This is a genomic window from Burkholderia sp. Ac-20353, assembly GCF_017104785.1.
Lineage (GTDB): Bacteria > Pseudomonadota > Gammaproteobacteria > Burkholderiales > Burkholderiaceae > Burkholderia.
On the sequence record NZ_JAAGPL010000012.1, the window covers coordinates 1 to 26,864 of the forward strand.

At 62.6% G+C, this 26,864-nt stretch carries 21 protein-coding genes and 2 pseudogenes; 6 read left to right on the forward strand and 17 right to left on the reverse strand.

Annotated features, from left to right (window positions below; all coding sequences use genetic code 11):
* From G3N94_RS05650 to G3N94_RS05660, 3 genes and pseudogenes are all read right to left on the reverse strand, one after another.
* A pseudogene (locus G3N94_RS05650) lies at positions 1–136 on the reverse strand (branched-chain amino acid ABC transporter permease LivH); the annotation flags it as partial.
* 102 nt (positions 137–238) lie between these two features.
* Positions 239–1,360: a branched-chain amino acid ABC transporter substrate-binding protein gene (locus G3N94_RS05655; RefSeq protein ID WP_205791122.1), complete on the reverse strand. Its 1,122-nt coding sequence runs from the start codon at positions 1,358–1,360 to the stop codon at positions 239–241.
* Positions 1,361–1,878: 518 nt separating this feature from the next.
* On the reverse strand, positions 1,879–2,976 hold the full coding sequence (locus G3N94_RS05660) for a branched-chain amino acid aminotransferase (RefSeq protein ID WP_205791123.1): 1,098 nt from the start codon (positions 2,974–2,976) through the stop codon (positions 1,879–1,881).
* Positions 2,977–3,161: 185 nt separating this feature from the next.
* Here G3N94_RS05660 and G3N94_RS05665 point away from each other — a divergent pair, with 185 nt between their 5' ends.
* Positions 3,162–3,623, forward strand: a complete 462-nt coding sequence (locus G3N94_RS05665) for an Lrp/AsnC family transcriptional regulator (RefSeq protein WP_205791124.1) — start codon at positions 3,162–3,164, stop codon at positions 3,621–3,623.
* 78 nt (positions 3,624–3,701) lie between these two features.
* On the opposite strand, the gene G3N94_RS05670 is transcribed toward G3N94_RS05665, so the two are convergent.
* The 9 genes from G3N94_RS05670 to G3N94_RS05710 all read right to left on the reverse strand — a co-directional run bounded on the left by G3N94_RS05670 (position 3,702) and on the right by G3N94_RS05710 (position 15,838).
* Entirely contained in the window at positions 3,702–4,640 is a 939-nt protein-coding gene (locus G3N94_RS05670) for a LysR family transcriptional regulator (protein ID WP_205791125.1), read from the reverse strand.
* Between the two features lie 201 nt (positions 4,641–4,841).
* A complete protein-coding gene (locus G3N94_RS05675; protein ID WP_205791126.1) occupies positions 4,842–6,356 on the reverse strand; it encodes an acetyl-CoA hydrolase/transferase family protein in 1,515 nt (504 codons plus the stop codon).
* 409 nt (positions 6,357–6,765) lie between these two features.
* Complete coding sequence (locus G3N94_RS05680) at positions 6,766–8,601, reverse strand: acyl-CoA dehydrogenase (RefSeq protein ID WP_241021617.1); 1,836 nt, start codon at positions 8,599–8,601, stop codon at positions 6,766–6,768.
* Between the two features lie 174 nt (positions 8,602–8,775).
* Positions 8,776–9,546, reverse strand: a complete 771-nt coding sequence (locus tag G3N94_RS05685) for an enoyl-CoA hydratase-related protein (protein ID WP_205791127.1) — start codon at positions 9,544–9,546, stop codon at positions 8,776–8,778.
* A complete protein-coding gene (badI, locus tag G3N94_RS05690) occupies positions 9,543–10,343 on the reverse strand; it encodes a 2-ketocyclohexanecarboxyl-CoA hydrolase (protein ID WP_205791128.1) in 801 nt (266 codons plus the stop codon). Before badI ends, G3N94_RS05685 begins: the two co-directional genes overlap by 4 nt.
* A 7-nt stretch (positions 10,344–10,350) precedes the next feature.
* Positions 10,351–11,118 carry an SDR family oxidoreductase gene (locus tag G3N94_RS05695; protein WP_205791129.1) on the reverse strand — a complete coding sequence of 256 codons (768 nt, stop codon included), beginning with the start codon at positions 11,116–11,118 and terminating at the stop codon, positions 10,351–10,353.
* A 26-nt stretch (positions 11,119–11,144) separates the two neighbouring features.
* Positions 11,145–12,278: an acyl-CoA dehydrogenase family protein gene (locus G3N94_RS05700; RefSeq protein WP_205791130.1), complete on the reverse strand. Its 1,134-nt coding sequence runs from the start codon at positions 12,276–12,278 to the stop codon at positions 11,145–11,147.
* Between the two features lie 76 nt (positions 12,279–12,354).
* Positions 12,355–14,004, reverse strand: coding sequence for an AMP-binding protein (locus G3N94_RS05705; RefSeq protein WP_205791131.1), 1,650 nt, complete (start codon positions 14,002–14,004; stop codon positions 12,355–12,357).
* A gap of 601 nt (positions 14,005–14,605) precedes the next feature.
* The gene (locus tag G3N94_RS05710) at positions 14,606–15,838 is read right to left on the reverse strand and encodes a CoA transferase (protein WP_205791132.1); all 1,233 of its coding nucleotides are present in this window, start codon (positions 15,836–15,838) and stop codon (positions 14,606–14,608) included.
* 497 nt (positions 15,839–16,335) lie between these two features.
* Here G3N94_RS05710 and G3N94_RS05715 point away from each other — a divergent pair, with 497 nt between their 5' ends.
* From G3N94_RS05715 to G3N94_RS05725, 3 genes are all read left to right on the forward strand, one after another.
* Positions 16,336–17,538, forward strand: coding sequence for a 3-oxoadipyl-CoA thiolase (locus tag G3N94_RS05715; RefSeq protein WP_205791133.1), 1,203 nt, complete (start codon positions 16,336–16,338; stop codon positions 17,536–17,538).
* Positions 17,539–17,744: 206 nt separating this feature from the next.
* A complete protein-coding gene (locus G3N94_RS05720; RefSeq protein WP_205791134.1) occupies positions 17,745–18,845 on the forward strand; it encodes a catalase family peroxidase in 1,101 nt (366 codons plus the stop codon).
* Positions 18,842–19,378, forward strand: coding sequence for a cytochrome b (locus G3N94_RS05725; protein ID WP_205791135.1), 537 nt, complete (start codon positions 18,842–18,844; stop codon positions 19,376–19,378). The genes G3N94_RS05720 and G3N94_RS05725 overlap by 4 nt, the downstream gene beginning before the upstream one ends.
* Positions 19,379–19,486: 108 nt before the next feature.
* Here G3N94_RS05725 and G3N94_RS05730 read toward each other — a convergent pair whose 3' ends face one another.
* Positions 19,487–20,590 (reverse strand): alkene reductase, encoded by a 1,104-nt coding sequence (locus G3N94_RS05730; protein WP_205791136.1) that lies wholly within the window; start codon positions 20,588–20,590, stop codon positions 19,487–19,489.
* 112 nt (positions 20,591–20,702) lie between these two features.
* Between G3N94_RS05730 and G3N94_RS05735 the strand changes: the two genes are divergently transcribed.
* On the forward strand, positions 20,703–21,611 hold the full coding sequence (locus tag G3N94_RS05735; protein ID WP_205791137.1) for a LysR family transcriptional regulator: 909 nt from the start codon (positions 20,703–20,705) through the stop codon (positions 21,609–21,611).
* Positions 21,612–21,748: 137 nt separating this feature from the next.
* Here G3N94_RS05735 and G3N94_RS05740 read toward each other — a convergent pair whose 3' ends face one another.
* Positions 21,749–22,201 (reverse strand): cobalamin-dependent protein, encoded by a 453-nt coding sequence (locus G3N94_RS05740; protein WP_241021618.1) that lies wholly within the window; start codon positions 22,199–22,201, stop codon positions 21,749–21,751.
* A gap of 59 nt (positions 22,202–22,260) precedes the next feature.
* Here G3N94_RS05740 and G3N94_RS05745 point away from each other — a divergent pair.
* Positions 22,261–23,356: pseudogene (locus G3N94_RS05745) on the forward strand (PLP-dependent aminotransferase family protein); the annotation flags it as partial.
* A gap of 41 nt (positions 23,357–23,397) precedes the next feature.
* Here G3N94_RS05745 and G3N94_RS05750 read toward each other — a convergent pair.
* From G3N94_RS05750 to G3N94_RS05760, 3 genes are all read right to left on the reverse strand, one after another.
* Positions 23,398–23,781, reverse strand: coding sequence for a DUF4437 domain-containing protein (locus G3N94_RS05750; RefSeq protein ID WP_205791139.1), 384 nt, complete (start codon positions 23,779–23,781; stop codon positions 23,398–23,400).
* 366 nt (positions 23,782–24,147) lie between these two features.
* The gene (locus tag G3N94_RS05755) at positions 24,148–25,263 is read right to left on the reverse strand and encodes an alkene reductase (RefSeq protein ID WP_205791140.1); all 1,116 of its coding nucleotides are present in this window, start codon (positions 25,261–25,263) and stop codon (positions 24,148–24,150) included.
* Between the two features lie 444 nt (positions 25,264–25,707).
* Positions 25,708–26,832 carry an alkene reductase gene (locus tag G3N94_RS05760; protein WP_205791141.1) on the reverse strand — a complete coding sequence of 375 codons (1,125 nt, stop codon included), beginning with the start codon at positions 26,830–26,832 and terminating at the stop codon, positions 25,708–25,710.
* Between the last annotated feature and the right edge of the window lie 32 nt (positions 26,833–26,864).

Consider the following 26,864-nt stretch of genomic DNA (forward strand, 5'->3'; position numbering starts at 1 on the left):
TCTCGCCGTGGGCGAAGTTGATCATGCCGATGATCCCGTAGACCATCGAGTAGCCGATGGCGATCAACGCATAGATCGCGCCCAGCGTCAGGCCGTTGACCAGCTGCTGGGCGAATTGCGGAAAGAATTCTGTCATGGAAGTCGCTCTAGTCGGCCGCAAGGGCACTCGATCACATCAGCGATACAAAGCGCCCCGCCCGGTACGCGGGCGGGGCGGATGTGCGGGCAGATACGGCGGTCAGTTCGAGGCGATGCTCTTCGTCGCGTCCTTGTGCCACGTGTAGACGACGAACTTGAACGCCTTCAGGTCGCCCTGTGCGTCATACGCGACCTTGCCGATCGGCGTGTCGAACGTCGTCTTGTGCATGTACGCGGCGACCTTCGACGGGTCGGTCGTCTTCGCTCCCGCGATCGAGTCGGCGATGATCTTCACCGCTGCGTACGACGGCATCTGGAACGGGCCGTTCGGGTCGCGCTTCCTGTCCGAGAAGGCCTTCACGAGGCCTGCGTTGGCCGGGTCGGCCGAGAAGTCGGCCGGCAGCGTGACCAGCATGCCTTCCGAAGCCGGGCCGGCGATCGCCGTCACGTCCTTGTTGCCGACGCCTTCAGGCCCCATGAACGTGGCCTTCACGCCCTGCTCGCGCGCCTGGCGCATCAGCAGGCCCATTTCCGGGTGGTAGCCGCCGAAGTAGACGAAGTCGACGCCTTGCGATTTCAGCTTCGTGACGATCGCCGAGTAGTCGGAATCGCCGGCGTTGATGCCTTCGAACAGCACGACCGGGATCTTCGCGGCTTCGAGGTCCTTCTTCACCGACGACGCGATGCCCTGGCCGTACGACTGCTTGTCGTGCAGCACCGCGACCTTCTTCGGCTTCACGTGGTTGATGATGTACTTCGCGGCGGCTGGGCCTTGCTGGTCGTCGCGGCCGATCGTGCGGAAGATGAAGTGGCGCTTCTTGCCTTCGGTCAGCTGCGGCGCGGTGGCCGACGGCGTGACCATCACGATGCCTTCGTTCTCGTAGATGTCAGATGCGGGAATCGTTGCACCCGAGCAAAGATGGCCGATCACGTACTTGATCTTCTGGCTGACGATCTTGTTGGCTACGGCGACGGCCTGCTTCGGTTCGCATGCGTCGTCCATCATCACGACTTCAAACTTGTTGCCGCCCGCACCGCCTGCCGCGTTGATCTGTTCGATCGCGGTCAGCGCGCCGGCCTTCACCATGTCGCCGTATTGCGCGACCGAGCCGCTCATCGGACCGGCAATGGCGATCTTCAGGGTTTCCGCTTGCGCGTAGGAGCCGCAAAGGGCCAGCGCAGTCGCGACAGCAACAGGATAGAAAGAGAAAGAAGGCTTCATGATAGGTTCGAAATGAAATATCGCGACGAGACGGCGAGCATGTGCATGCTCGCCGAAACCGTCGCTCCGGAGGGGAATCTGGCGCGACTGCGCAATTGCCGAAATGAGCGTACCGAGCGATCCGAACGATCCGTGGCCTCAGGAAATGCACAGGCGTAGGCGTCAGTCGCCCGCATCCCGACACCCGATATCGGCATCGACCGCCACGTCACCTCGTCGAAACCATGTCGGGTGCCCAACGCCGGTCACGCGGACGCAAACCTGCCGGACACCGGCCTCGCGTAGCAGGCTGGTGCCGTGACCCGGCACCGTGCCCCACACGCAACGCATCCACGCACTCGGGGGAGCGCGTCAAATCATGATTCGACCGCAAGCAGGTGCACAGTTGCGTGCGATGGATTGAGCATCACGTTACGTCCGACGAGGTCGACCGCTTCGCTTGCCGCCGCGGTGATGCCCGGATCCAGGCATCTTCATGAAGGATCCTGGCATTCTGCGCGGCACGTACGACGCATCGTTCAGAACAGGCGATCCAGCCAGTTGTGGTGGTCCGCCGCGCGGCCGTTCTGAATGTCGAGCAATGCAGCCTTGAGACGCGCGGTGACCGGGCCACCCGTGCCATCCCCGATCGTGAACTCGTGGCTGCGACCTTTCACCTTGCCGATCGACGTGACGACAGCCGCCGTTCCGCACGCAAACGCCTCCACGAGGCGCCCGCTCTTCGCGTCAGCCTGCCACTGGTCGATTGCATACGGTTCCTCGCGCACGGTGACGCCGAGATCCCGGGCAAGCGTGATCAGCGACGCGCGCGTGATGCCCGGCAGGATCGTGCCGGTCAGCGGCGGCGTCTGGATCGAGCCGTCGTCGAACACGAAGAAAACGTTCATGCCACCGAGTTCCTCGATCCAGCGTCGCTCGACCGCATCGAGGAATACCACCTGGTCACACCCTTCGCGAATGGCTTCCGCCTGCGCGGCGAGGCTCGCCGCATAGTTCCCGCCACATTTCGCGTCGCCGGTGCCGCCGGGCGCCGCCCGCGTGTAGTTTTCGGACACCCAGAGCGTGACAGCCGACGCGCCGCCCTTGAAGTACCCGCCGACAGGCGTCGCCACGACGCAGTACAGATATTCGGGCGACGGCTTCATGCCGAGCACGGCCTCGGTCGCGATCATGAACGGGCGGAGATACAGTGCCGAGCCTTCGGTCGACGGGATCCATTCCCTGTCGACACGGACGAGTTCACGAACCGATTCGACGAACAGCGCCTCGGGCAGCAACGGCATCGCAAGCCGTTCGGCGGAATTGCGAAAGCGTCTGGCGTTCGCGTCGGGACGGAATAGCGTGGCACCGCCGTCAGGCAACCGATAGGCCTTCATGCCTTCGAAGATCTCTTGCGCGTAGTGAAGCACCAGCGTTGCCGGGTCCAGGCTGAACGGACCACGCGGACCGATCTTGGCGTCATGCCAGCCACGCGCTTCCGAATACCGGATCGTCGCCATGTGGTCCGTGAACACCCGCCCGAAACCGGGATTCTCGAGCAATGCAGCGCGCTGGTCGGCTTCGACCGGGCTGGGGTTGCGTTCGAACTGGAATGTCTGCATGCCGGTGGTGTTCATCTCTGTCCGCTCCTTCGTTTGCAGCGGGTTCACCCCGCCATTCATTGGAGCTGATACTCTATCCCAAAAAAAAGAGCGTTTGGTTGCGTTTATGCCTTATTATTCAGCCTGTTTGGCATAAAAGCATTCATAACCCAACTTGAAGTGGCAGTGAATGCCACCCTCAAAGACGAGACACCCCGATCATGGAAAATCTAGACGAAATCGATCGCAGCATTCTCCGGAAACTGCAGGAGGACGGACGTATTCAGAACGTCGAACTGGCTGACGCGGTGGGATTGTCTCCGTCGCCGTGCTTGCGACGTGTGCGCATTCTTGAGGAATCCGGTGTCATCGAGCGATACGTTGCGCTCCTCAACGCAAGGAAGGTCGGCGCAGGCTTGACGGTCTTTGTCCGCATCTGGCTGACGAGTCAGGATGCCAAAACGGTCAACCACTTCACCACCGAAATACAAAAGCACCCGCAGATCGTCGAATGCCATCTGATGGCAGGCGATTGCGACTTCCTGCTTCGCGTCGTCGCGGCCGACCTCGACGCATACCGTCAGCTCCAGATCGATCATCTGACACGCATCAAGGGTGTGCAGAGCGTGAAGACCGAGATTCCGATTCAGCAGATCAAGCTCACCTCTTCGCTGCCGATCTGATTTCCTGTCGACACGACGCGCGCACGGTGGATCGACGAATGCGCGCGATCGGCGGGGTGGCATCCGGACAGAAACCGATCAGCCGCGAGCGAAGCTGCGCGCGGCCTCCTGGTCGGCCGCCATGATGGACGGTATCGTGTCCTTCAAATAGTCGACCCAGGTACGAATCTTCGCGTCGACATATTGCCGGGACGGATACATCGCGTACAACCCCATCTGTTGGGACTTGTATTCCGGCAGTACCCAGCCCAGTTCCCCATTACGCAGTCCTTCAATCGCCGAATAGATCGGAATCAGGCCGACCCCGAGCCCCTCCCGGACGCATGCGGCAAGCGCCTCCGGCGTATTGACTTCCAGCATTGCCGGCCGCAGCCGAACTGACTTCTGCTCGTCGGGTCCATCGAACGTCCAGGTGTTCATCGGAAACTCCGGCGTATTCAGGTGGACGCAGGCATGCTCCACTAGATCATCCGGATCTCGCGGGATCCCATGGGCATCGAGGTATGCCGGCGCCGCGCACGCAATGCTGAATGCGGCGCCGATTCTCTGTGAAATCAACGCCGAGTCGGACAACGCCACGGCAACGACGATCGCCATGTCATAGCCTTCGTCGATCAGATCCAGTGAGCCGTGGGCGAGCGTCAGTTGAATCCGCACCTCCGGAAACAGGCGCTGATACCCACCGATCGCCTTGATCACGTAGTGTTGTCCAAATCCGACGGGCGCCCGCACGCGCAGCTTACCTGACGGACGCGCATGTGCCTTCCCGACCTCGGCCTCCGCCTGATCGACCTGCGCGAGAATCTGCAAGCAATGGTGGAAATATCGCTCGCCGGCTTCCGTTAGTGCCATACGACGCGTGGTCCTGTTCAGGAGTCGAGCCCGAAGGCGCCGCTCGAGGTCGGAAATCGCGCGAGAGGTATACGCGACCGTAAAGTCGAGACTCAATGCCGCAGCAGTGAAGCTCCCTGATTCGGCGACGCGCACGAACACGCGCATGTTTTGAAGTGTGTCCATGTAGGCTTCCAGGTGCTGCTGGCCGCTCGCGTCGTGAGCCGATTCGCCCTTGCTCCTGGTTCAACGCGCGCGCGCCGGATCGCGAAAACGCGCGACGAACGCATTGATCGGCAGCGGGCGCGATACAGTCGACGCTCGACACCGGAAACGATCGATCCGATGCCCGGCCCATGGCACGATGCGCTTTGGTATCGGACTCCGTCACGACGCGCAATCCGCGGCGAGGACCGTTCGCATCGTGCGACCGTCACGATAATGCACATGCCAGGCGAGCGCCTCTTCGAGGACATGCGGCGTTTGTCCGCCCATTGCGCCGGCACGCTTCACGTAGTCGCGCAGTGCGTCCCGATAGAGCGGATCCGCGCAGTTTTCGATGATCTGCACTGCGCGCTCGCGCGGTGCCAGGCCACGCAGGTCAGCCAGACCATGCTCCGTCACGATGACGTCGACATCGTGTTCGGTATGGTCGACGTGCGACACCATCGGCACGATGCTCGAGATATCGCCGTCCTTCGCGATCGACTTGGTCACGAACACCGACAAGTGCGCGTTACGGGCGAAATCGCCCGATCCACCGATACCGTTCATCACGTGCGTGCCGCCCACGTGGGTCGAATTCACGTTGCCGTAGATGTCGCATTCCAGTGCGGTGTTGATCGCAATCACGCCGAGCCGACGGATCACTTCGGGGTGGTTGCTGATCTCCTGCGGTCTCAGAACCAGACGTGACTTGTATCGCTCGATCTCGGCCAGGAAGCGCTGCTGGACCGATTCCGACAGCGCGATCGCGCATGCCGATGCAAACCGCAAGCGTCCCGAGTCGAGCAACGCGATCGTGCTGTCCTGCAGGATCTCGGAATACATCCGAAGATCGCTGAACGGCGATTCGACCATTTCGTTCAGTACCGCATTGGAAATCGTGCCGACCCCCACCTGCAAAGGCTGCAATGACGGTGCGAGACGGCCTGTGCGGACTTCATGGGCCAGAAATTCGTTGAGGTGACGCGCAATATCCTGCGTGTCCTTGTCGGACGGCAGCAGGGTCGTCGGCGCATCGCTCACCTGCGTGAAGACGATCGCCGCGATCTTCTCAGGATCGACCTGGATGAAGGGCAAACCGACGCGCTGCTCCGGCGCGATCAGCGGAATCGGCATACGATGCGGACGATCGAGCGGAACGTATACGTCATGAAGCCCTTCCAGCGCCATCGGCATGTTCAGGTTGATCTCCACGATCACGCGCTTCGCCATCGTCGCGAAGTCGGCCGACGCCCCTACCGACGTGGTCGGCACGATACCGCCGCTCTCGGTAATGGCCGTGGCTTCGATGACGGCGACGTCCATCGGCCCCATGTATTTCCCGCGCAACTGTTCGACCATTTCGGACAGGTGCTGGTCGATATACATCACCGTCCCGGCGTTGATCTTTCGACGCAGCGTTCCATCCGACTGGAACGGCATCCGGCGGGTCGTGACGTTCGCGTCGGCCAGCACCTTGTCGATATCGTGTCCGAGCGAGGCGCTGGTGATGAGCGTCACCCGCGTTGCTTCGCGCGCGGCACGCTTAGCCAGGGCGAACGGCACGCGCTTGCAATCACCCGCATATCCGAAACCGCTCATGCCGATGGTCATCCCATCTCTGATCAGCGCGGCGGCCTCCTCTGCCGTCGTTACCCGGCTGCGCAATCGGTCGCAGCGAATCCGTTCCATCTCCATCGTCTCTCTCCTGAATCTGATTCCGCAGTCAGCGAACGCTTAAGCTTCCGGCCGGCTGCTTGACCGACTCTCCGGAGTTCGATTGACCACGTGTCCGGCAGCCAGGATGGCTGTCCATATTCGTTCGTCATGCGATGCATTGGATGCCATTAAGCGGGACCAATGATTCGCAAGAGCGTCATGATGGATCAGGCCGCTGCCGCATTCCATGTCGAATTCGAGAAAACCATGCACAGCTTTTCGTAACAATCGACTTGCAGATCGATGTGTTCGTCAGCATCGAAAAATGGACGATTGATCGAGAGAAGGTGTCGCAACTGCGCGGCACTGCTCGATGCAGATCAACGGCATCGAGCAGTGCGTCGCGTCGCTTGCAAACGGGATTCGCCTCTGCACCGCGAAGGTCGCGTCAGAATGCGTCCTCGACCATTTCCAGCGCGGCATCGGCGCCATGAACGACCGTATGACTGTGGGATGCCGACAGCGGCAGCACGTGTTCGGCGTAGAAGCGACTCGTCGCGATCTTGCTTTCGAGGAAAGTCGCGTCTTCGGCGTTGCGTTGCAGAAGACGATGGGCGGCCAGGGCAGCGCGCCCCATCTGCCATCCGCATGCCACGGTGCCGAGCAGGTCGAGAAACGGCACGGAAACTGCAAGCGCGCGCTTGGGCGTTTCCGCGTAGGTGTCGGCCAGGAAATCGACGGCACGGGACAGATCGCCGATGCCCCGACGAAGCTGCGCGCCGATTGCACGGAGGTCCGCATGATCAGCACTTTCCAACGCAGCTTGCGCCTCTTCCATGGACCGGATCACCGTCCGAATCGTCTCGGCACCGTCGCGACCGATCTTACGCCCGACGAGATCCATCGCCTGGATTCCGGTCGTGCCTTCGTAGATCGTCGTGATCCGTGCATCCCGCAAGAACTGCGCGGCCCCCGTCTCCTCGATGAAGCCGGTTCCACCGTGCACCTGAATGCCCATCGACGCGATATTCAATCCGGCCTCGGTGAACCAGCCTTTGGCGATCGGCATCATCAGGTCGACGAACGCCTGATGCGAGATCCGCTCGGCGCGATCCGGATGCGTTTCCCCCTTGTCCATGCTGGCCGCGATGACGAGGCCCAGGGTCCGCATCGCTTCGACGCGCGCCTTCATGCTCATCAGCATGCGCCGGACGTCCGGGTGCCGAATGATCGGCACCTTGGTGCCGGACCCGGACCCGGTCTCGACACCCTGCACACGTTCTCGCGCGTAATCGCGCGCCAGCTGGTACGCGCGTTCGCCCAGGCCGATGCCTTCGAGGCCGACCGCGAACCGCGCGCCGTTCATCATGATGAACATGTTCTCGAGGCCGTGGTTTTCCTCACCGACCAGATAACCCACGGCGCCGGCGTCGTCTCCAAACGCCAGGACACAGGTCGGCGTCGCATGAAGGCCGAGCTTGCGCTCGAGCGACACGCATTTCACGTCGTTGAAAGCGCCTAGGGTGCCGTCGTCGTTCACGAGACGCTTCGGGACGGCGAACAGCGAGATCCCCCGGGTTCCGGCGGGCGCGCCGTCCACGCGAGCGAGCACCAGATGAACCACATTCTCGGCAAGGTCATGATCGCCGTATGTGATGAAGATCTTCGTGCCGGACAACCGATAGGTGCCGTCCCCGGCCGGTCGCGCCGCCGTGCGCACGGCGGACAGATCCGAACCCGCCTGGGGCTCGGTGAGGACCATCGTGCCCGTCCATTCGCCGGTCACCATGCGCGGCAGGAACTTCTGTTTCAATTGCGCCGATCCAGCGTGCTCGAGCACGTTGATCGCACCACGCGTGAGCATCGGCAGCAGTGCGAATGCGACGCTGGCGCCGTTCCACATCTCGTCCACGGCAGCCGCCACGACGCGTGGAAGATTCTGGCCGCCCAGCGCAGCGGGAACCGACAACCCGTTCCATCCGCCGCGGACGAACTGAGCGTACGCGTCCTTCCACCCTGCCGGCATCCTGGGATGGCCACTCTCGAGACGCGCGCCTTCGAGGTCGCCCGTCCGATTGATCGGCGAGATCACCTCGGCGGCGAAGGCACCGGCTTCTTCGAGAATGGCGTTCACGACGTCGGGCGTCGCTTCCTCGTATCCCGGAAGCGCTGCAATGCCGTGCAGGTCGGCAAGTTCCTGTAGGGCAAACTGAATGTCCTGAATCGGAGCCAGGTATTGGTTCATTGAGTGTCTCCTGAGAGCGACTTCGTCTGTATTGCGCATCCATCGTCGTGCGGCGTCCGGTTGAACCGGGATGCTCGCGCGTCGCCCGCATGCCAAGCGTGACCGGTCCGGTAACGGCGACGCACCGATCGATCCCGGGGCGGCCGGACGGCGCCCGAACACGTCGAGACCGTCGGGTCGAACCCGCGCAGGATGCGCGGATCGGGTGGCGCATCAGGTGCCGGTAAAGGCGGGCTTGCGCTTTTCGAGGAACGCTTGCATGCCTTCGCTCGCGTCCGACGTCTGGGTTGCGGCAACGAACAGATCGGCTTCGAGTCGCAAACCGTCTTCGAGCGAAACGGTCAGTGCTTTCTCCACCGCCGTTTTGGCCAAGCGCAACGCGGCCGGGAAGCGGTTACCCAGTCCATCGAGGAAGCGCACCCCCAACTCGACCGGATCTCCAGCATCGACTACCTGATTGACGAGGCCGATACGTTCCGCCTCCTCCGTGCCGATCAGTCGACCGCTCGCGATCATCTCGAGCGCGTGCGATTTGCCGACCAGCGCAGGCAGGCGCTGCGTGCCCCCGTAACCCGGAATTAGACCGAGCTTGATCTCCGGCAGACCGAACCGCGTGCCCGTCGTCGCGATCCGGAACGTGCAGGCCATGGCGAGCTCGAGCCCGCCACCCAGTGCGACGCCCTGAATCACGGCCAGCGACGGAAAGGGCAACTGATCGAGCTTCGCGAACGTGCATTGACCGGTCCGGGCAGCGGAACGATGAGCACTCGTGCTTCGATCCAGCAATTCCTTGATGTCCGCACCGGCGCAAAATGCCTTGCCGCCTGCCCCCTTGAACAACAGCGCACGCGGCGCTGACGCGGCCGCCTCCTCGATCAGTGCACCGATCCGCTCGATCATGTCGGCGTTCAGCGCGTTCATCGCCTGCGGTCGGTCCAGCGTGATGACTGCGATATCGCCGTGATGCTCCAGTGTGACGCTCATGCTTCGGAACCTTCGTCAGGTGCCGGGCGGAAGCGCGGCTTGCGCTTTTCCATGAATGCCGCGACGCCTTCGTGCGATTCGGGGGTGCCGTAGTAAAGTGCCAGCGCCTGCATCCCGAGCCCGCCAATCCCGCGGATCGAATCGGAGTCGGCATTGAACGACCGCTTCGCAATCGCAATCGCCGTCGGGCTAAGCTGGAGAATTTCCTGGCACCAGCGTTCGACCTCGGCATCCAGTTCGTTCATCGGCACGACTGCGTTGACGAGTCCCATCGCGAGCGCTTGTTGCGCGGTATAGCGTCGGCACAGGAACCAGATTTCGCGCGCCTTCTTCTCGCCGACGACGCGTGCCAGGAATGCCGTTCCGAAGCCGGGATCGACCGAGCCGACCTTCGGGCCGACCTGCCCCAGCTGGGCGGATTCCGCTGCGATCGCGAGGTCGCAGCACGTGACAAGCACGTTCCCGCCGCCGATCGCGTAGCCGTTCACGCGTGCGATCACCGGCTTCGGAACGTCGCGAATGACGCCCTGCAGTTCCTCCACCGGCAGGCCGATGATGCCGCGACCGTCGTAGCCGCCGTCATGGGCCGACTGGTCGCCACCGGTACAGAACGCTTTCTCGCCCGCGCCAGTCAGGACGATCACGCCGATCGACTTGTCCCAGCCGGCGCGCTGGATCGCGTCGATGAGTTCGTCGCAGGTCTTGCCGCGAAATGCGTTGTACTTGTCAGGGCGGTTGATCGTGATGCGGGCGACGCCCGCCTTGGCTTCGTACAGGATATCGGTATAGTCGCTCATGTTCGTATCACCCATGCATGGTCAAGCCACCGGAGACGGAAATGACCTGTCCGGTGATGAAATCGGCGTCATCGCTCGTGAGGAACGCGACGATGCCGGGGATGTCGGCCGGCTGGCCGAGACGCTTCAACGGGATCGCGCGCAGCAACCCGTCGTAGACCTTCTGACCGAATTCGCCTTCGCCCATGAACGAGCGCAGGAGCGCCGTATCGGTCGGCCCCGGGCAGACGACGTTCACGCGCACGTTCTGGCGTGCGCACTCGCGTGCCACGGTCTTGCTGAAGGACGTGATGCCGCCCTTGCACGCCGAGTAGACCGACTCGCCCGACGACCCGACGCGGCCGGCATCCGATGCGATGTTGACGATCTTGCCGCCCCCCTGCTCCACCATGATCGGCAGCACGGCGTGATGGAGATTCAGCGGCCCCATCAGGTTGATCGAGACAACCTTGTTCCAGAAATCGGGGGTCGTCTCCAGGAACGGCATCGCGACGTCCCAGCCCGCGTTGTTGACGAGTGCGTCGATCCGCTTCAGATCGCCATGCACCTGCTTGATCGTGCGCACGACGGCGGCATGGTCGGTGATGTCCAGCGGCAACAGCGTGAGACGCTCCGCGTGTTGATCGAGTCCTTTCTTCAGATCGTCGAGGCCGGACTGGCTCAGGTCCAGGCCGACGACGTGAGCGCCCTCTTCGCAGAAGCGCTGCACGAGGCTTTTGCCGATACCGCCTGCGGCGCCGGTAATGACGACGACTTTGTCTTTGAGACCGCGCATTTCCAATACTCCTTGGTTGATAGTCGTTACTCGGCGAAGGCCATCCGGCCGATCAGCATGCGCAGGACCTCGTTGGTGCCTTCGCCGATCTGGAGCACCTTCGCGTCGCGAAACAGCTGTTCGACGGGATAGTCCTTGCTGTAGCCGTTGCCGCCGTAGATCTGGACGGCCTCCGAAGCGGCCTGCATCGCAAGGTCGGACGCGAATACCTTGAGAATCGCCGACTCCTTCCGATGATTCATGCCGCCGTCGGCCATCATGGCGACCTGCAACAACAGCAGCCGGGCGGCCTGGATGCCGATTGCCATGTCGGCAACCTTGAACTGGACGCCCTGGAAGCTGGCGATCGGCGCACCGAACGCCTTGCGCTGCTTCGCATGCGCCTTCGCGTATCGATACGCGGCTTCGGCCGTGCCGATGGCAACGGCCGAGATGCAGATCCGCGCGATATCGAGGCCCTTCATCGCGACCAGGAATCCATCGCCCTCCTTCCCGAGCAGGCAGCTTGCGTGAACCCTGCAGTTTTCGAGCGAGAGTTCGGAGGAGACGGAGCCGCCGCGCAGGCCCATCTTGTTTTCGTTTCTGGTGACCTTGAATCCGGGCGTGCCGGTCTCGACAAGGAAGGCGGAGATGCCTTTGTCTCCGGCGGACGGGTCGGTCTTCGCCATCACGATGACGAGACCGGCGACCGCCGAATTGGTGCACCAGGTCTTGGTGCCGTTCAGGACGTAGCTGTCGCCGTCCTTCACGGCCGTCGTCTGGATGCTGGCGGCATCCGAGCCGCCGGATGGTTCGGTCAGTGCGAACGCACACAGCATGTCGCGCGCCGCTCTCGGAAGATAGTTGCGCTTCTGTTCTTCCGAACCGAAATGCAGGATCGTCTCGGCCGATAGCCAGTGCGCATCGAGCGTGAATCCGACACTCGCGTTGGCTGTCGAGATTTCGACCAGTGCGAACGCGGCAGACACCATGTCGGCGCCCTTGCCGCCATATTCGGCCGGCAGGGACAAGCCGAAGTAATCGCTTTCGCCGATCTTCCTGAACAGCTCCGTCGGAAAGACATCGGTCGTGTCCATCTCGCGGGAGAGCGGCGCGATTTCGCGCTCGGCAAAAGACCGTGCTGCAGCCTGCCACGCCGATTGCTGCTGATTGAGGTGCATGCTCCTATCCTTGATCGTCAGGTGATGAACCGGGTCCGGACACGACATTCGGGGACCCGCGCCTATGCGTTGCGCTTCACGTCTGCCGCGCAGCAATGATTTCCGCGGCATGCTTGCGAAGCGCGAATTTCTGGATCTTCCCGGTAGCAGTCCTGATTATTGGTTCGAAAATCACGTGCTTGGGCGTCTTGAAGCCCGGGAGCTTCGCCCGGCAGAAGCGGATGACGTCGTCCTGCGTAACCTGGCCGGCGTGATCCGGGTGCAGTTCGATGATCGCGCACGGCACTTCGCCCCATTTCTCGTCGGGCACGGCCACAACGGCGACGCTCATCACCGCGGGGTGCGTGCACAGCACCTCTTCGACCTCGATCGAGGACACGTTTTCGCCGCCGGAAATGATGACGTCCTTCGAGCGATCCTTGATCTCGATATAGCCGTCCGCGTGGCGCACCGCGAGGTCCCCTGTCCGGTACCATCCGCCCGCGAAGGCTTCCCGCGTCGCCTCGGCATTCTTCAGATAGCCCTTCATACCGAGATTGCCGCGGAACATGACTTCCCCCATCGTCTTCCCATCGTGGGGAACCGACTCGCAGGTCTTCGGGTCGGCGACGATCAGTTCGCCAGCGACAGCGGTACGGACACCCTGGCGCCCCATCCGGGCAAGTCGCTCGTCCTGCGGCAAGTCATTCCACTCGTCCTGCGATACGCATACCGTGTTGACCCCGTGCTGCTCGGTCATGCCGTACACGTGGATCACCTTGAAGCCGAGCGCTTCCGTCTGCTTGATGACGCCGACGGGCGGCGATGCACCGGCGCAAACGACCGAAATGGGCGCGGCAGGTTGGGTCCAGTCGGCGGGCTTGCCGGCCACCAGCGCGCTCAGCACCGCCGGGGCCCCGCAGAAGTGCGTCACGCCGTGCCGCGCGAGTGCGTCGTAGATGTCCTCGACCACGACCTTGCGCAGGCAGACGTGCGTGCCGGCGACTGCCGCCAGTGCCCACGCGTAGCACCAGCCGTTGCAGTGAAAGAGCGGCAGCGTCCAGAGATACACGGGCGTGCCGACGTTCAGTCCGGCATAGATCACTGCGCTGAGTGCATTCAGGTACGCGCCGCGATGGTGATACACGACCCCTTTCGGATTGCCGGTCGTGCCCGACGTGTAGTTCAGCGCGATCGCATCCCACTCGTCGTCCGGATAGAGAACCTGCGCATCGCCTGGAGCCTGCGCCAGAAAGGCTTCGTATTCGATTGCGCCGACCGGCACCGTATCGGGGACATCGTCGTCGCGAATATCGATGACGTCGATGTGCATGCCGGCCAGTGCGATGGCTTCACGGGCAACATCCGCGAACGGCTGATCCACGAATAGCAAACGCGTTTCCGAATGCTTCAGGATGAACGCAATGCCGGCGGCATCGAGCCGGATGTTGATGCAATTGAGCACGCCCCCGGACATCGGCACGCCGAACTGCGCTTCAAGCATGGCCGGCACGTTCGTCGCAAGGATCGAGACCGTATCGCCGCGCTGAATGCCGGCGCCGATCAGGCCGCGGGCGAGACTCCGGCAACGTTGCGCATATTCACGCCACGTGTAGCGCTGGTTCTTGTGGATGACGGCGGTGCGATCGGGGAAGACGTCGGCCGCACGGTCGAGCAACACGATGGGTGTCATCGCCTGGTAGTTGGCCGGATTCCTGTCCAGTCCCACGTCGAACTTGTTGCTCATGTCTCGCTCTCTTGGTCTCGTCACAAAGAAACTGCCGACCGCGTGGCCATCGTCGATCGCGCGCGGCGTATTCGCTCCGGCGGCGACGTCTCCGCCGCGGATCAGGTCCAACTTCACTGCCCTCGGCCGTAGTGCATCGACGCTGTCCGGTCGGCAGTGAGTAGCGACGATTACATAGTCGTCCACCCACTTATATATGTCAAGTACTTGATATGTATTTCGACGATGATCCGGTTATTTTCGCGTATTGCTGTGCACAAACGCCATCATCAATGACATGTATATGTCGCTTCTGGTGCCGATGCCTGCCTCGTGCAGTACGACGGGCGCAACGACGCGCCGGAATCGAGGCGGGAAAGGGGAAGTGACGCTTCTGCGATTGCCGCAAGCCCGGCATTGGCAGCGAGGATGCGAACGGTGCCCGCCCACGAATTCCGGACAGGCATGTCGAACAGGGATGCGTACGACGATTTCGCCAGGGTCCTCGTGTCTCGAATGTCGGACCGCCATGGGAAAGGTCGAGCAATCGGTCGCCGCCACCGTGGGCCGTGCGTCGGGACGCACCGTGGCGGCGACCGGCGCACGCGGGCGCCCCGGGTGGTCAGCGTGCGGGCGTGCCCTGCACGACCGCCCGGTCGGCAATGAATCGCTCGATTTCGCGATCGTCGTAACCTAGTTGCCGCAGAACGCTGCGACTGTGCTCACCCAGATCAGGCGCCCTGCGCGGCGCGACCTTCTTCACACCGGCAATCTGCAGCGGACTGCTGACGGTGTGGCTGGCATCGCCGCACGGGTCCACCAGCGGCACGAAGATATCGTTCGCATACATCTGCTCGTCGTCGACGATCTCCTCCATGTTCTGCGCGACACCGTAGACCACACGACATTCGTCGAACAGCGCCTTCCAGTACGCGAGCGGATGCCGGGCGAATGCGTGGTCGAGCAGGCCGACCAGGATGCCAGCATTTTTTGCGCGCGCGTCGCTGTCGGCGAATCGCGCATCCGTCAACAGGGACGACAGCTGCATGGCCTGCGCGAACCCCTGCCAGTCCTTCTCCTGCAGCAGGATGAGCATCAACCAGCGACCGTCCGCGGTCCGGTACGGATTGAACAATGCGTTTTGCGGCGCCTCGCGGGTCAGCGCTCGATCGATCCGGGCGCCGCTCAACCCGCCCTCGATCCACATCGCGGACGCCCACGCACCCTGGGCGATCAGCGACGTCGTGACGTGGCTGCCCTTGCCGGTCTTTTCGCGCCGATACAGGCCCGTCACGATCGCCGAGTACAGCGTGCACGCGGTCGCGTGATCGCCGATGCCCGGAACCGGAACGGCAGGCGGACTGTTCCCGTCCCGGGTGATGTCCATCAGCCCGGAGCGGGCCCAGTACGCGGTGACGTCGAATCCGGGTTTGTTGGCTTCCGGTCCGTTCGCGCCGTATCCGGTGATATCGGCGTAGACGAGCCGCTCGTTCAGTGCGGAAAGCGCCTCATACGTGAGACCGAGCTTCTCCTTGACGCTCGGGGGGAAGTTCACGACGACGACATCGGCCCACTTGATCAGCCGGGTCACCACGTCTCGCGCATCCGGCGACTTGAGATCCAGAGCGAGGCTTTGCTTGTTGCGATTGGTCAGTTGCCACGGATAGTTGTAGTCGCTCGCCGGATTGGGCGGCGCCTTGTAGAAATGGCGATAGGGGTCGCCCGCGCCGGGTGGTTCGATCTTGACGACGGTCGCGCCGAAATCGGAAAGGATGGTCGTGGCAGCAGGGCCCGCGACGTAGCTTGCGAAGTCGACGACTCTCAGCGTCGAAAAGATGCTTTCGGTGGCTTCCATGGCAGGTATGAACGCAATCGATGAGGGGTGGCCGCGCGATCCGGGCCGCGTGGACGGTTGGGGTGGCGCCGTCACGATCGACGGACCGGCCGTGTCGTTCCGGTTCGCCGTGCGCGCCACCACCGTCTGCCCAGGATGCTAGTCATGCGCGAAATATACGTCAAGTACATTACATATTGTAGATTTGAGAACTATGGCTCATTGAAATTTAAACTGCATATATCTGGATTACCCGAGTGCATCTGCAAAAATAAACATCATGATCATGCTATTGTTGCTGTGAGTGCGCTAGAATGCGGCAACCATGGGCGGACACCTGGCCGCCGGGCGAACCGCGCAGGTCGAGTACCGATGCGGCCGGTCGCCCGGCGCGTCACGGGTTGCTTCGAAACCGTGGCGCTCGAGACGTCGGCCATGCTGCGTCGACATGCCGCCGACAGGCCTTAGCCGCCCTTGTGCCGGTCTTCGCAAATGCAGTGTCTTTCAAGGAATCGACCATGCTTGATGCTTACCTTTACGCCGGACTCCGCACGCCGTTCGGACGCGTCGCCGGCGCGCTCGCCCCGGTTCGTCCCGACGATCTTGTCGCGACGGTCATCCGGCACGTCCTCGAACACAGTCCGTTTCGTGCCGACCAGGTGGAAGACGTGGTGCTGGGTTGTGCATGCCAGGCCGGCGAGGACAGCCGCAACGTGGCTCGCCACGCCGCGCTGCTGGCAGGCTTGCCGCCGAGTACGCCCGGCCAGACCGTCAATCGCCTGTGCGCGAGCGGCCTCGCCGCGGTCCTCGACACGGCGCGCGCGATCACGTCCGGAGAAGGCGAGCTTTATGTCACGGGCGGCGTCGAGAGCATGAGTCGCGCACCGTTTGTCGTTGCCAAGAGCGAGGCGGCCTTTGGTCGCGAATTCAAGGTCTACGATTCGGCGATCGGCGCACGTTTCCCGAATCCGCTGATCGAGCGTCAGTTCGGTGCCGACACGATGCCGCAGACAGCCGACAACGTGGCGAGCGAGCTCGGCCTGACGCGCGAGGACAGCGACCGCTTTGCTGCAGCGTCGCAGGCGAAGTTCGCCGCGGCCCAGGCATCGGGCTTCCTCGCGGGTGAAATCCTTCCGGTCTCCGTGCCGACCGGCAAGAAGACGCCGCCGAAAGTGATCGAAATCGATGAACACCCGCGTGCCGACACTACGGTGGAAACGCTCGGGACGCTGCGTGCGCTGCAAGCTAGCGGCGTCACGACCGCGGGTAATGCATCAGGGGTCAACGACGGCGCTGTCGCATTGCTCGTCGGCAATCGTGCGATCGGGGAGACCGCGGGCATCAAGCCGATGGCACGGATCCTTGCCGGCGCCGCGGTCGGCGTCGAGCCGCGCGTCATGGGGATCGGCCCGGCCTACGCAATCCCGAAGGCCCTGGAACGCGCCGGGCTGACGCTGGGCGATGTGGACGTCATCGAGATCAACGAAGCATTCGCCACGCAAGTCCTCGGCTGCCTGAAGCTGCTGAACGTGGCATTCGACGACCCGCGCGTCAACCCGAATGGCGGCGCGATCGCGGTCGGTCATCCGCTGGGCGCGTCGGGCGCACGGATCCTGCTCAACGCAGCGCGCGAACTCGAGCGACGCGGCGGGCGGTACGCAGTCGTGAGCCTGTGCATCGGCATGGGTCAGGGGCTGGCCGTAGTCATCGAGCGAGTGTAACGCCGGATTAGCCGGCGGGGTGGCAGCACCGGCGCGATCGGGTGTTGCTACCGCTCACGGTCGTGACGCCGCGCGTCCCTGCCACCCCGTCGGCCATCCGGCGCAATCGGTCGCGCGCCGCCGTGCAGCGATTGCCCCGTTTCCGGTGACACTCGCAACAAGACCTCGTCGGTATCATTCGATCCCGTCTTTTCCAAGAGATCACCATGCATGACCCGCTCGGATCCCGGGCATCCCGAACCCGCCCCCGGCGAATCGTCCTGCCGCTCGTTGCGATCGCCGCGATCGGCGCGTCCTTGACGGCAGCGTGGGCCTGGTCCGCCGGATGGATCGGCAATCAAATCACGGCTGCGCGCTTTACCGACGTCATGGAGCAGACCAACGGGAAGGTGTATGCCGGCTTCCGCCGCGCGCACAGCAAGGGCGTGTGCGTGACCGGCCGCTTCCATCCTGCATCCGCGGTGACGTCACTGTCATCGGCTCGCGTGTTCCGGCAAGCCGACGTGCCGGTACTCGGACGTCTTTCGATTGCCGGCGCCGATCCGCACGCGCCCGACGCCGCCCAGCGCGTCCGAAGCCTGGCCTTGCTGCTTCGGACCGACGACGGGCAGCAATGGCGCATGGCGATGAACAGCTTCCCGTTTTTCCCGGTATCCTCGCCGCAAGGATTCTACGAACAGCGTCTCGCAGCGGCGCCGGATCCGGCGACCGGCAAACCCGACCCGGCAAAGCTAAGCGCCTTCTACGCGGCACATCCGGAAGCGCGCCGTTACGACGCATGGGCGAAATCGGCCCCTTGGCCGAGTAGCTGGGCCAACACGCAGTTCAACGGTGTCGATGCGTTCCGCTTCGTGGCGACCGACGGGACGCGACACACCGTCCGCTGGTCGATGCGGCCGCAGGCGCCATTCGTGGCGATGACTGCCGAGCAGCGTGCGCACGTCGATGCCGATTACCTGAGCGAGGAAATCGCGCGCCGCCTGACACTCGGCCCCGTGCGCTGGGATCTCGTGGTCACACTGGCCGCTCCCGGCGACCCTGTCGACGACCCATCGCGCCCGTGGCCGGAAGAGCGCGCACAGGTGATTGCCGGGACACTGGAACTGGACGGGCTCACGCCGCAGGCAACAGGGGCATGCCGCGACGTCAACTACGATCCGCTGGTCCTGCCGCACGGAATCGAACCCTCCGACGATCCGGTCCTGGCGGCACGTTCTGCCGTCTACGCCCAATCCTACAACCGCCGCGAACGCGAGATTGCTCGCGGACAGGCATCCGACGCCACCGGACTGGAAGCTCGCCGATGAACCGCCCCATCCATTTCAACCGACTCGCCCGCCTGTTGCACTGGTCGATGGCGGTGCTGATCGTCGCCATGTTGTTCATTGGCGTTGCCATGGTCGCGTCGCTATCGCTGCGCCCATGGCTGCTCGATCTGCATCGTCCGTTGGGCATCGCAATCGGTGCGCTGGCGCTCGTGCGCATCGCAAACCGTCTGTCCGGCCGATCGCCGGCACTACCTGCCGATCTGCCGCGATGGCAGATCGCAGCAGCTCACGGGTCCCACCTGCTGCTTTACACGTTGATGATCGGTCTGCCACTGCTCGGCTGGGCCATGCTGTCGGCTGGCGACGTTCCCGTAAAGCTCTACGGTAACGTCCGTCTGCCCGCGATTCTGCCGACGAGTCCGATTGCCTATGCTCGGTTGCATTTGGCTCATGTATGGCTCGCTTTCTTGCTGTTCGCGACGGTGATCGCCCATCTATGCGCAGCACTGCACCACGCATGGGTGCGCCGGGATGGCGTGTTTTCTTCGATGGCCAGTGGTCCCGTGCGTTGATCGCGAGACGCTCGCCGGCACATCACCGATTGGGTCCCGAAAAGACCGGGTGACGGTCTGGCGGGTTCTCCGGCCTTCGCTTACAGGTTCTTGCGCACCGTCAGTTGATCAGGCGACCCATCTCGGGTAGTCCGTATACCCTTCCGCTCCGCCCCCCTGCTTAAATTCATCCCGAAGCGGGTTGAGTGGCGCGCCAGCTTTCAGTCGATATGCCAGATCAGGATTCGCGATGTAAGCCCGGCCGAAAGCGACCGCGTCGATCAGCCCCTCTTCGATTAGCGCCTCTGCCTTCTCTGCAGAATATCCGCCAGCGGCGATGATCGTGCCCGGATAGTGCGAACGGATGGCCTTACGGAACTCGGGGCTGAATGGCTTTCCTCCTGCCCAATCCGGCTCCGACACATGAAGATATGCCAGGTTACGTGTCGCGATTTCATCAATTAGCCCGATGGCGGCATCATCGTGTTCGTCTCCACCGTCGATACCGTTGAACTGGCCAAGGGGGTAGATACGGATGCCAATCCGTTGGGACGACCAGCCATCAATGGCCGCGTCCAGAACCTCCAGCACAAAACGCCTTCTGTTCTCCACGCTCCCACCGTATTCGTCGTCACGTTTATTTGCGAACGGTGACATGAACTGGTGCAGAAGGTAGCCGTGTGCGGCATGAATTTCGACCAGATCGAAGCCCGCCTCACGGGCGTTCTTCGTTGCCTGCCGAAAGTCAGAAACGATCTGGGCAATTTCAGGCTTCGTGAGCGCGCGGGGAAATGACGTTTCTACGCGTACAGCAAAGCCATCAGCTGTGCGCAACGTAGTCTTGGTTTGCGGCGAAACGGCAGATGGGGCAACGGGAGGCAATCCCCCCGGCTGAAGTGATGCATGCGAGATGCGACCGGTATGCCACAGCTGAACCGCACTATGCCCGCCTGCATCGTGGATACGGCGGTTGATCGTCTGCCACGCGTTGATCTGCTCCGGTGTGTGTATGCCCGGCGCGCCTGAATAGCCCTTGGCTTGGAACGAGACTTGTGTAGCTTCAGAGATGATTAGTCCCGCGCCGGCGCGCTGCTCGTAGTAATCGCCCATCAATGACGTTGGAACGTCTCCAGGCTCAGAGCTGCGCAGTCGAGTCAACGGCGCCATCAGCACTCGGTTGGGGACGGTGATTGCGCCAACGCGAAGGGGAGTAAAGAGCTTCGGAAATTTCACTTTCTTTCGCCATTGGATTGGCGCTTAAAAAGAACACATATGCATCGTATGCTCAAAACTAGCGAATATAATTCCCCAGTTATGGGATGAACAGACTCTGGAGGGATGGCTCATGGAGCCCAAACGATTCGCCGATATCGCCACCTTCGTGTCGGTCGTCAGGCACGGCAGTTTCACCGCTGCGGCCGCGTCGATGAAGCTCACCCGCTCAGCGCTGGGAAAGAGTGTGAGCCGACTCGAAGAGTCGATGGGGGTCCGCCTCCTGAACAGAACCACGCGATCCATTAGCTTGACGGACGAAGGCCGTGTCGTCTTCGAGCGCTGGGCGCAAGTTCTGGAAGAGCTTGAGGACGTTGATGCGGCTGTCGCATCAAGAAGGCGCGAACCGACCGGCACGCTGAAAATCACGGCGCCTGTGGCACTTGGCCAACGACACGTTGTGCCGGTGATCAATGCTTTTCTGAGGAAATGGCCCAAAGTGCGGACCGAGCTTTCGCTCACGCCTCGATTCACTGACTTGATCGAGGAGGGGTTTGACATTGCAATTCGCATTGGCCATCCGAAAACCAACTCAGAAGTCCTGACTCGAACTGTGGGGTGGCAGCAGTACATGGTGTGCGCGGCCCCCTCGTACCTAGCGGCGCGTGGAACGCCGGCGTCCCCGAAGGAGTTGGGGGCGCACGATTCGATCTTCTTTCACAGCGCTGGCCACGCGCTCGCGTGGAAACTTCAGGATCAAGGCGAGCAGGTCGTTTACGAAGGTCCGGGACGATTTATGGCCGATAACGCTGAGGCAATACGCAACGCGGTGCTTTCGGGCGCCGGACTTGCGTACTTACCCAGCTATGTCGTTGGCGCTGATCTGATCAGCGGGCAAGTCGTAGAGGTGCTGGAGGTCTTCCGCCCCAAGCCGGAGCCCATCCGGCTTATGTATCCGAGCAAGAAATATCTCTCGCCGCGAATCAGAGCATTCATCGACATGTTTGCCGCTCACACCGGCGCCAGCGAATCGCTTCAGTAAGCCCGAGCGTCCGCACTCACCCTGCACATAAGCGGACATCAACGTTCAGAAAATATGTCCGCTCCTGGCCGAACTGCGCCGGTCAGCCTTTCCAAATCCTTCACATCTCGACTGCCATCTTGAATTGAATCTCGACATCAGATGGGAGCGCTCGCGAGGGCCCCATCGTACATCTTCTCAACACATGAACATAGCGTGTCGACAACGAGCGGCACGCCAAGCCCGAAGGTCGCCGCCACACCCCGATTCCTAAGTTGTTCGGCATGCCGCTCAGGAACGACTCCGCCCAACACGACCGGAATTGTCGACCCGCGCGCGACCAATTCGCGAAGCACGGCATCGACGAGTTCGAGGTGTGCACCCGACAAAGACGAGATGCCGACAAGGTCGACGTCGGCGGCTTCGGCCGCAGCAGCAACCGATGCAGGTTGCTGAAACAGCGGCATACGAACGACGTCGTAACCGGCGGACGCGACGACAGCCGCACCACGGTCATGTCCGTCCTGTCCGAGCTTGGCGATCAGAATTCGCGGCTTGCGTCCAATACGCTTCGACAGCAGCTCCGCTCGATTCTTGGTCGCCAGCCACAACGCGTCTTCCTGCCTCCGCTCGTCGTAGGCACTCTCTCCGGCACCCACAACCGCAACGGATGTCGATGAACATGCCGCCGGAGCCGCCTGAAATGGCCAAGCGACTGCAGGAATCGGCGGCTGCATTATTCAACGCGGCTGATCCTTATCGATTGATGCGATATCAGGATTTCGGCGGCACGCCGGCGGACCGCGCCGCCGGCAGGACCGGCTGGCGAATCGCCTTCCCGGCTGCAGCGGCGATGCCGTGCTCGTATGTCCGGGGATCCATAGCGCCCTCGTCGCGCTCATCTCCCGACCGGCGCGCCGTGGCGATTCGATCTGCCTGGACTCGCTCGCCTACCCCGGCATCAAGGCGATCGCGTCTCGATTGGGAGTGCAGTTGCAGCCGCTGCCACGCGATGACGACGGGCGCTGCCTCATGCGTTCGAATCACTCAGCAGAAGCGGACAGCCTGCCGCGCTGTATTGCAACCCCACCCTTCCGAACCCGGGCACGGTGACGATCCCGTTCAGGCGCCGCGAAGCGCTGGCCGACGTCGCGATGCGCTACAACGTACCCATCATCGAGGACGACGCCTACGCGATGCTGCCACAGAGCGCGCTGCCGCCACTGGCATTGCTGGCACCGGAGCTGACCTAGTACGTAACGGGCATGTCGAAGAACCTGGGCGCCGGATTGCGCATCGCGTACCTGCTGGCGCCGACGGCGCGCGAGGCACAACGTATCGCCGGCGCATTGCGCGCCACGACGGTGATGCCGAGTCCGTTCACAACGCTGCTGTCCACCGAATGGATCAACGACCGAACGGCGAGCGAGATGCTGGCAGCAATTCGATCGGAGGCCCATGCACGGCAGGCGATCGCCGGCCGGGTGCTCGATGCGTGGCCGTTCGATGCGCATCCTGACGGCTTCCATCTCTGGCTACCGATTCCTCGCGAGAGCCTGTGGAGTGCGTCGGATCTGGCCCAGCATTTGCGCAGCCGTAGCGTCGCCGCGGTGGCAAGCGCCGCGTTCTCGACGGACGGAAACCCACCAGCGGCGATCCGCATCTGCCTTGGCGGGCCGCAGGACCGGGAGCAGTGCCGGGGCGGCTTGCAGCTCGTAGCCGATGCGCTGACCGACGCCCACCATCTATACGGGGCGACGCTGTAGTCCGCAGTTCGCACCTGCCGGCAATCCCGGCCGGACCTTGCTTACTTCGTGGGCGCAGTTCCGTCGAGATGCGTGTAGTGAATATCGAACGGTTTGTTCGTGATGAACAGGAATGTGACATCGTTGTCGGCCTGCGCGCCATGCGACATCGTTGTGCCTTCCGGGAACCACACGAAACTGCCCGGACCGAACGAGCCAGCGCTCGTGACCAGAATGCCGTCAAGCACGTACATCCCGTGCGCACAGTTGTGCCAGTGGGAAACGTTCGTGAAGCCGGCCTTGTAGCAAATTTTCGCAACGGACATTCCCGTGTCCTCGTCGACGACACACAGCTTCTGCGGAATCGTGGCCTTCAGTTCGGGAACATCAAGCAGTTCCCACGGAATCATGTTCGTGTCGACGACTTTCACTTCTTGATTGCTCACTTCACCTCTCCTTGCGTGACAATGCAATTCGAAAACCGCCTACCTGTACGCTGAAACAACACTTCAGTTACGGACAAGGACGTCCAATCCGGCGATGTTGCGACCCCTATCGGCTGCAGCCACGCGCTATCAACAAGTTCCCGACGTACACCAGTCTCCCTGACGAGGCAGCCGCGGCTCGGTGCAGGCCGACTGCCGCTACAACCGAGCTCGTTCTCTCTCTACTGCCCTGCCATATCGGCCCCCGACGACACACGATTTCCGCTGACGTCCGCGCATGCTCGTCGGGTCGAAATCGGTGGCGTCGAGGAGACGTCTCAGGCATCGGGCCCGCAGACGTCTCGCGGCCCGATCAGCTTCGGTCGCTTACTGCGCCGTGCTTGCGGCCTGTGCGTACGTCGGGTAGTCGGTGTACCCCTTCTCGGAACCACCGTACCAGTCCATCGGCGACGGCATCGAGATCGGCGCACCAACCTTGAGGCGATCGACCAGATCAGGGTTGGCGATAAACGCTCGTCCGAACGCGACGAGATCGGCGTCCCCGCTGCTGACCAGTGCCTGGGCCTTGTCGCCGCTGATCCCGCCGTTCACGATGATCGGTCCGGAGAAGCCGGGACGCACGATCTCGAGAATCTTGGGCAGGTCCGGACGGTCGAACCAGCCGTTGGTATCGCCGATATGCAGATACGCGACGCCGAACGATTCCAGCATCTCGGCAACGTACTTGTACGTCTCGACCGGATTCGGGTCCCGCACGTTGTTGTACGCGGCAAACGGCGAAATCCGAACGCCGATGCGATTCAGCGGAATGACCTCCGCCACCTGCTCGATGATCTCGCGGAGGAAACGGGCGCGATTTTCGACCGAGCCACCGTATACGTCGTCGCGCTCGTTGGTCGTCGGGGACAGGAATTGATGCGGCAGGTAGCCGTTCGCAGCGTGGATCTCGACACCGTCGAATCCGGCCTTGACCGCATTTTCGGCACCGCGCCGATATTCCTGCACGGCCTCCTTGACTTCGTCGAGCGTCATGGCGCGCGACGGGGTCGCGTGGATCTTCGTGTATACGCCGTTTTCCAGCTGCCCCCAGACATGGAGTTCATGCAGATCGTCGTTCAGGCCGGAAGGCGACACGGGCGCCTGACCATCCAGCAGCGCGAACGAGCTGGCGCGGCCGGTGTGCCACAGTTGAGCGACGATGCGTCCGCCCGCTTCGTGCATCGCATTGACGACGCGGCGCCACCCTTCCGTCTGATCGGGCGTGTAGAGGCCCGGCGAGCGCTCAAACGACTGCGAGTTCGGCGTGATGTTGATTGCCTCGGAAATCACAAGACCCGCACTCGCGCGCTGGGCGTAGTACTGCGCCATCATCTCGGTCGGAACATCGTTCTCGTCTGCGCGAGCACGCGTCAGCGGAGCCATGACGACCCGGTTCGGGAGCCGGATTGCGCCAAGGTCAAAAGAATCAAAAAGCGAAGCCATTCAGTTTTCTCCTTGATGAGTCAGGCGAGTCGCAGGCGCACGAAATCGGCATCCTGTATCGACTCGCCATTCAATTAATCAGACGATAAATAAAGGGGTGTGGCGCCAGCGCCGGAAAGTGCCCTTCTCCACCATCAGACTGAAACTATATGTATTGCCCGACCGGCGTTAAAGCCGTGACAGACCAACTGATCATTAGCAAAATTGCTAACAAAATCGAGGCGGTCTCGTCGGAGCGCTTGCCGGAAGCGCGGTTCACGCCTGAAGCCCGGGAGCGACTACCGCGACGAGCATATGCGCCGATGCCTGCTCGGGGAATGCACCCGATACGCAACGCTACATTGCGTGCAAGGCAACGGGGCGGCGGCCACCTCGCTCGCGATATGCGCATTCATGCAATGACGCCCGGTCGAGACACGCATCGGACCGACATGCACGGTGCGGCTATTCGACGCCTTCCTGCACCTCGACCGCCTCCGCATCTTGACCTGTATCCGGACAATAGGCTGGATAATCGATGTAGCCACGCGTCCCCGCGCCGTAAAACGCGTCCTTCCCGGCTTCCGCCAACGGCCATCCATGACGGAATCGCTCGACCAGGTCCGGGTTGGCGATGAACGGACGCCCGAACACTGCAAGGTCGGCCTGCCCGGATTCGATCGCCTGCCGGGCCGTTTCCGCCGTAAAGCCACCCGCCAGCATCAAAGTACCGCGATACGCATGTCGAAACACCTGCTGGAATGCCGCCGTACCGAGATGACTGGCATGTACGTAAGCCAGGTTGCGCTGCGAAAGTGCATCCGCGAGTGCGAGCCACGTTGCGTCTTCCCCGTCGAATGCGTGCAGATCTGCAAGGCGTGCGTAGGGCGACACGCGCACGCCGACGAGGGTGCTGCCGATTTCTTCGCTGACGGCATCCACGGTCTCGAGCAGCAGGCGCAGCCGGTTGTCGATCGATGGGCCGCCGTACAGGTCGGCGCGCGTGTTCAGGCCGGCGTTGATGAATTGCTCGAACAGATAACCGTTTCCGGCATGTATCTCGACGCCGTCGAATCCCGCGGCCATCGCGTTACGGGCCGCCACGCGAAAATCATCGATCACTTGCCGAATGCCGGCGACGTCCAGTACAACCGGTACGCTCGTCGGCACCTGTGCCGGCAAGCCATCGTTGCCGTAAGCCTGGACGAACGTATTAGCGGCGCGCACGGCGACCGACGAAACCGGGCGCTGCCCATCGTCGTGCAGTGACGCGTGAGAAACTCGGCCGACGTGCCAGAGCTGGATAAAAATGCGTCCACCCGCGCGATGCACCGCATCGGTCGTCCGCTTCCAGCCGGCAATGTGCGCCGACGTGTGGATCCCCGGCGTGCACAAGTAGCCGCGCCCCTGCACTGACACTTGAGCGCTTTCAGTGATGATCAGTCCGGCCCCGGCGCGCTGCGCATAGTACGTTGCCATGTGCGCCGGCGGAACGGTATCAACTGCACGTGCGCGCGTCATCGGCGCCATGACGACACGGTTGGACAGCCGCAGGCCAGAGAGATCGTAAGCATCGAACAACGACGGCATGATGAATACTCCACGAATGGACGCAGGGATTC

What these genes read in the sequence shown, in the direction of transcription:
- badI (WP_205791128.1), bottom strand. Translation starts at nt 10,343, where the DNA reads ATGAGCGACTATACCGATATCCTGTACGAAGCCAAGGCGGGCGTCGCC.
- G3N94_RS05700 (WP_205791130.1), bottom strand. Translation starts at nt 12,278, where the DNA reads ATGCACCTCAATCAGCAGCAATCGGCGTGGCAGGCTGCAGCACGGTCT.
- G3N94_RS05710 (WP_205791132.1), bottom strand. Translation starts at nt 15,838, where the DNA reads ATGGAAGCCACCGAAAGCATCTTTTCGACGCTGAGAGTCGTCGACTTC.
- G3N94_RS05665 (WP_205791124.1), top strand. Translation starts at nt 3,162, where the DNA reads ATGGAAAATCTAGACGAAATCGATCGCAGCATTCTCCGGAAACTGCAG.
- G3N94_RS05760 (WP_205791141.1), bottom strand. Translation starts at nt 26,832, where the DNA reads ATGCCGTCGTTGTTCGATGCTTACGATCTCTCTGGCCTGCGGCTGTCC.
- G3N94_RS05705 (WP_205791131.1), bottom strand. Translation starts at nt 14,004, where the DNA reads ATGAGCAACAAGTTCGACGTGGGACTGGACAGGAATCCGGCCAACTAC.
- G3N94_RS05685 (WP_205791127.1), bottom strand. Translation starts at nt 9,546, where the DNA reads ATGAGCGTCACACTGGAGCATCACGGCGATATCGCAGTCATCACGCTG.
- G3N94_RS05735 (WP_205791137.1), top strand. Translation starts at nt 20,703, where the DNA reads ATGGAGCCCAAACGATTCGCCGATATCGCCACCTTCGTGTCGGTCGTC.
- G3N94_RS05755 (WP_205791140.1), bottom strand. Translation starts at nt 25,263, where the DNA reads ATGGCTTCGCTTTTTGATTCTTTTGACCTTGGCGCAATCCGGCTCCCG.
- G3N94_RS05660 (WP_205791123.1), bottom strand. Translation starts at nt 2,976, where the DNA reads ATGAACACCACCGGCATGCAGACATTCCAGTTCGAACGCAACCCCAGC.
- G3N94_RS05695 (WP_205791129.1), bottom strand. Translation starts at nt 11,118, where the DNA reads ATGCGCGGTCTCAAAGACAAAGTCGTCGTCATTACCGGCGCCGCAGGC.
- G3N94_RS05680 (WP_241021617.1), bottom strand. Translation starts at nt 8,601, where the DNA reads ATGCGCAATACAGACGAAGTCGCTCTCAGGAGACACTCAATGAACCAA.
- G3N94_RS05670 (WP_205791125.1), bottom strand. Translation starts at nt 4,640, where the DNA reads ATGGACACACTTCAAAACATGCGCGTGTTCGTGCGCGTCGCCGAATCA.
- G3N94_RS05725 (WP_205791135.1), top strand. Translation starts at nt 18,842, where the DNA reads ATGAACCGCCCCATCCATTTCAACCGACTCGCCCGCCTGTTGCACTGG.
- G3N94_RS05715 (WP_205791133.1), top strand. Translation starts at nt 16,336, where the DNA reads ATGCTTGATGCTTACCTTTACGCCGGACTCCGCACGCCGTTCGGACGC.
- G3N94_RS05720 (WP_205791134.1), top strand. Translation starts at nt 17,745, where the DNA reads ATGCATGACCCGCTCGGATCCCGGGCATCCCGAACCCGCCCCCGGCGA.
- G3N94_RS05655 (WP_205791122.1), bottom strand. Translation starts at nt 1,360, where the DNA reads ATGAAGCCTTCTTTCTCTTTCTATCCTGTTGCTGTCGCGACTGCGCTG.
- G3N94_RS05675 (WP_205791126.1), bottom strand. Translation starts at nt 6,356, where the DNA reads ATGGAGATGGAACGGATTCGCTGCGACCGATTGCGCAGCCGGGTAACG.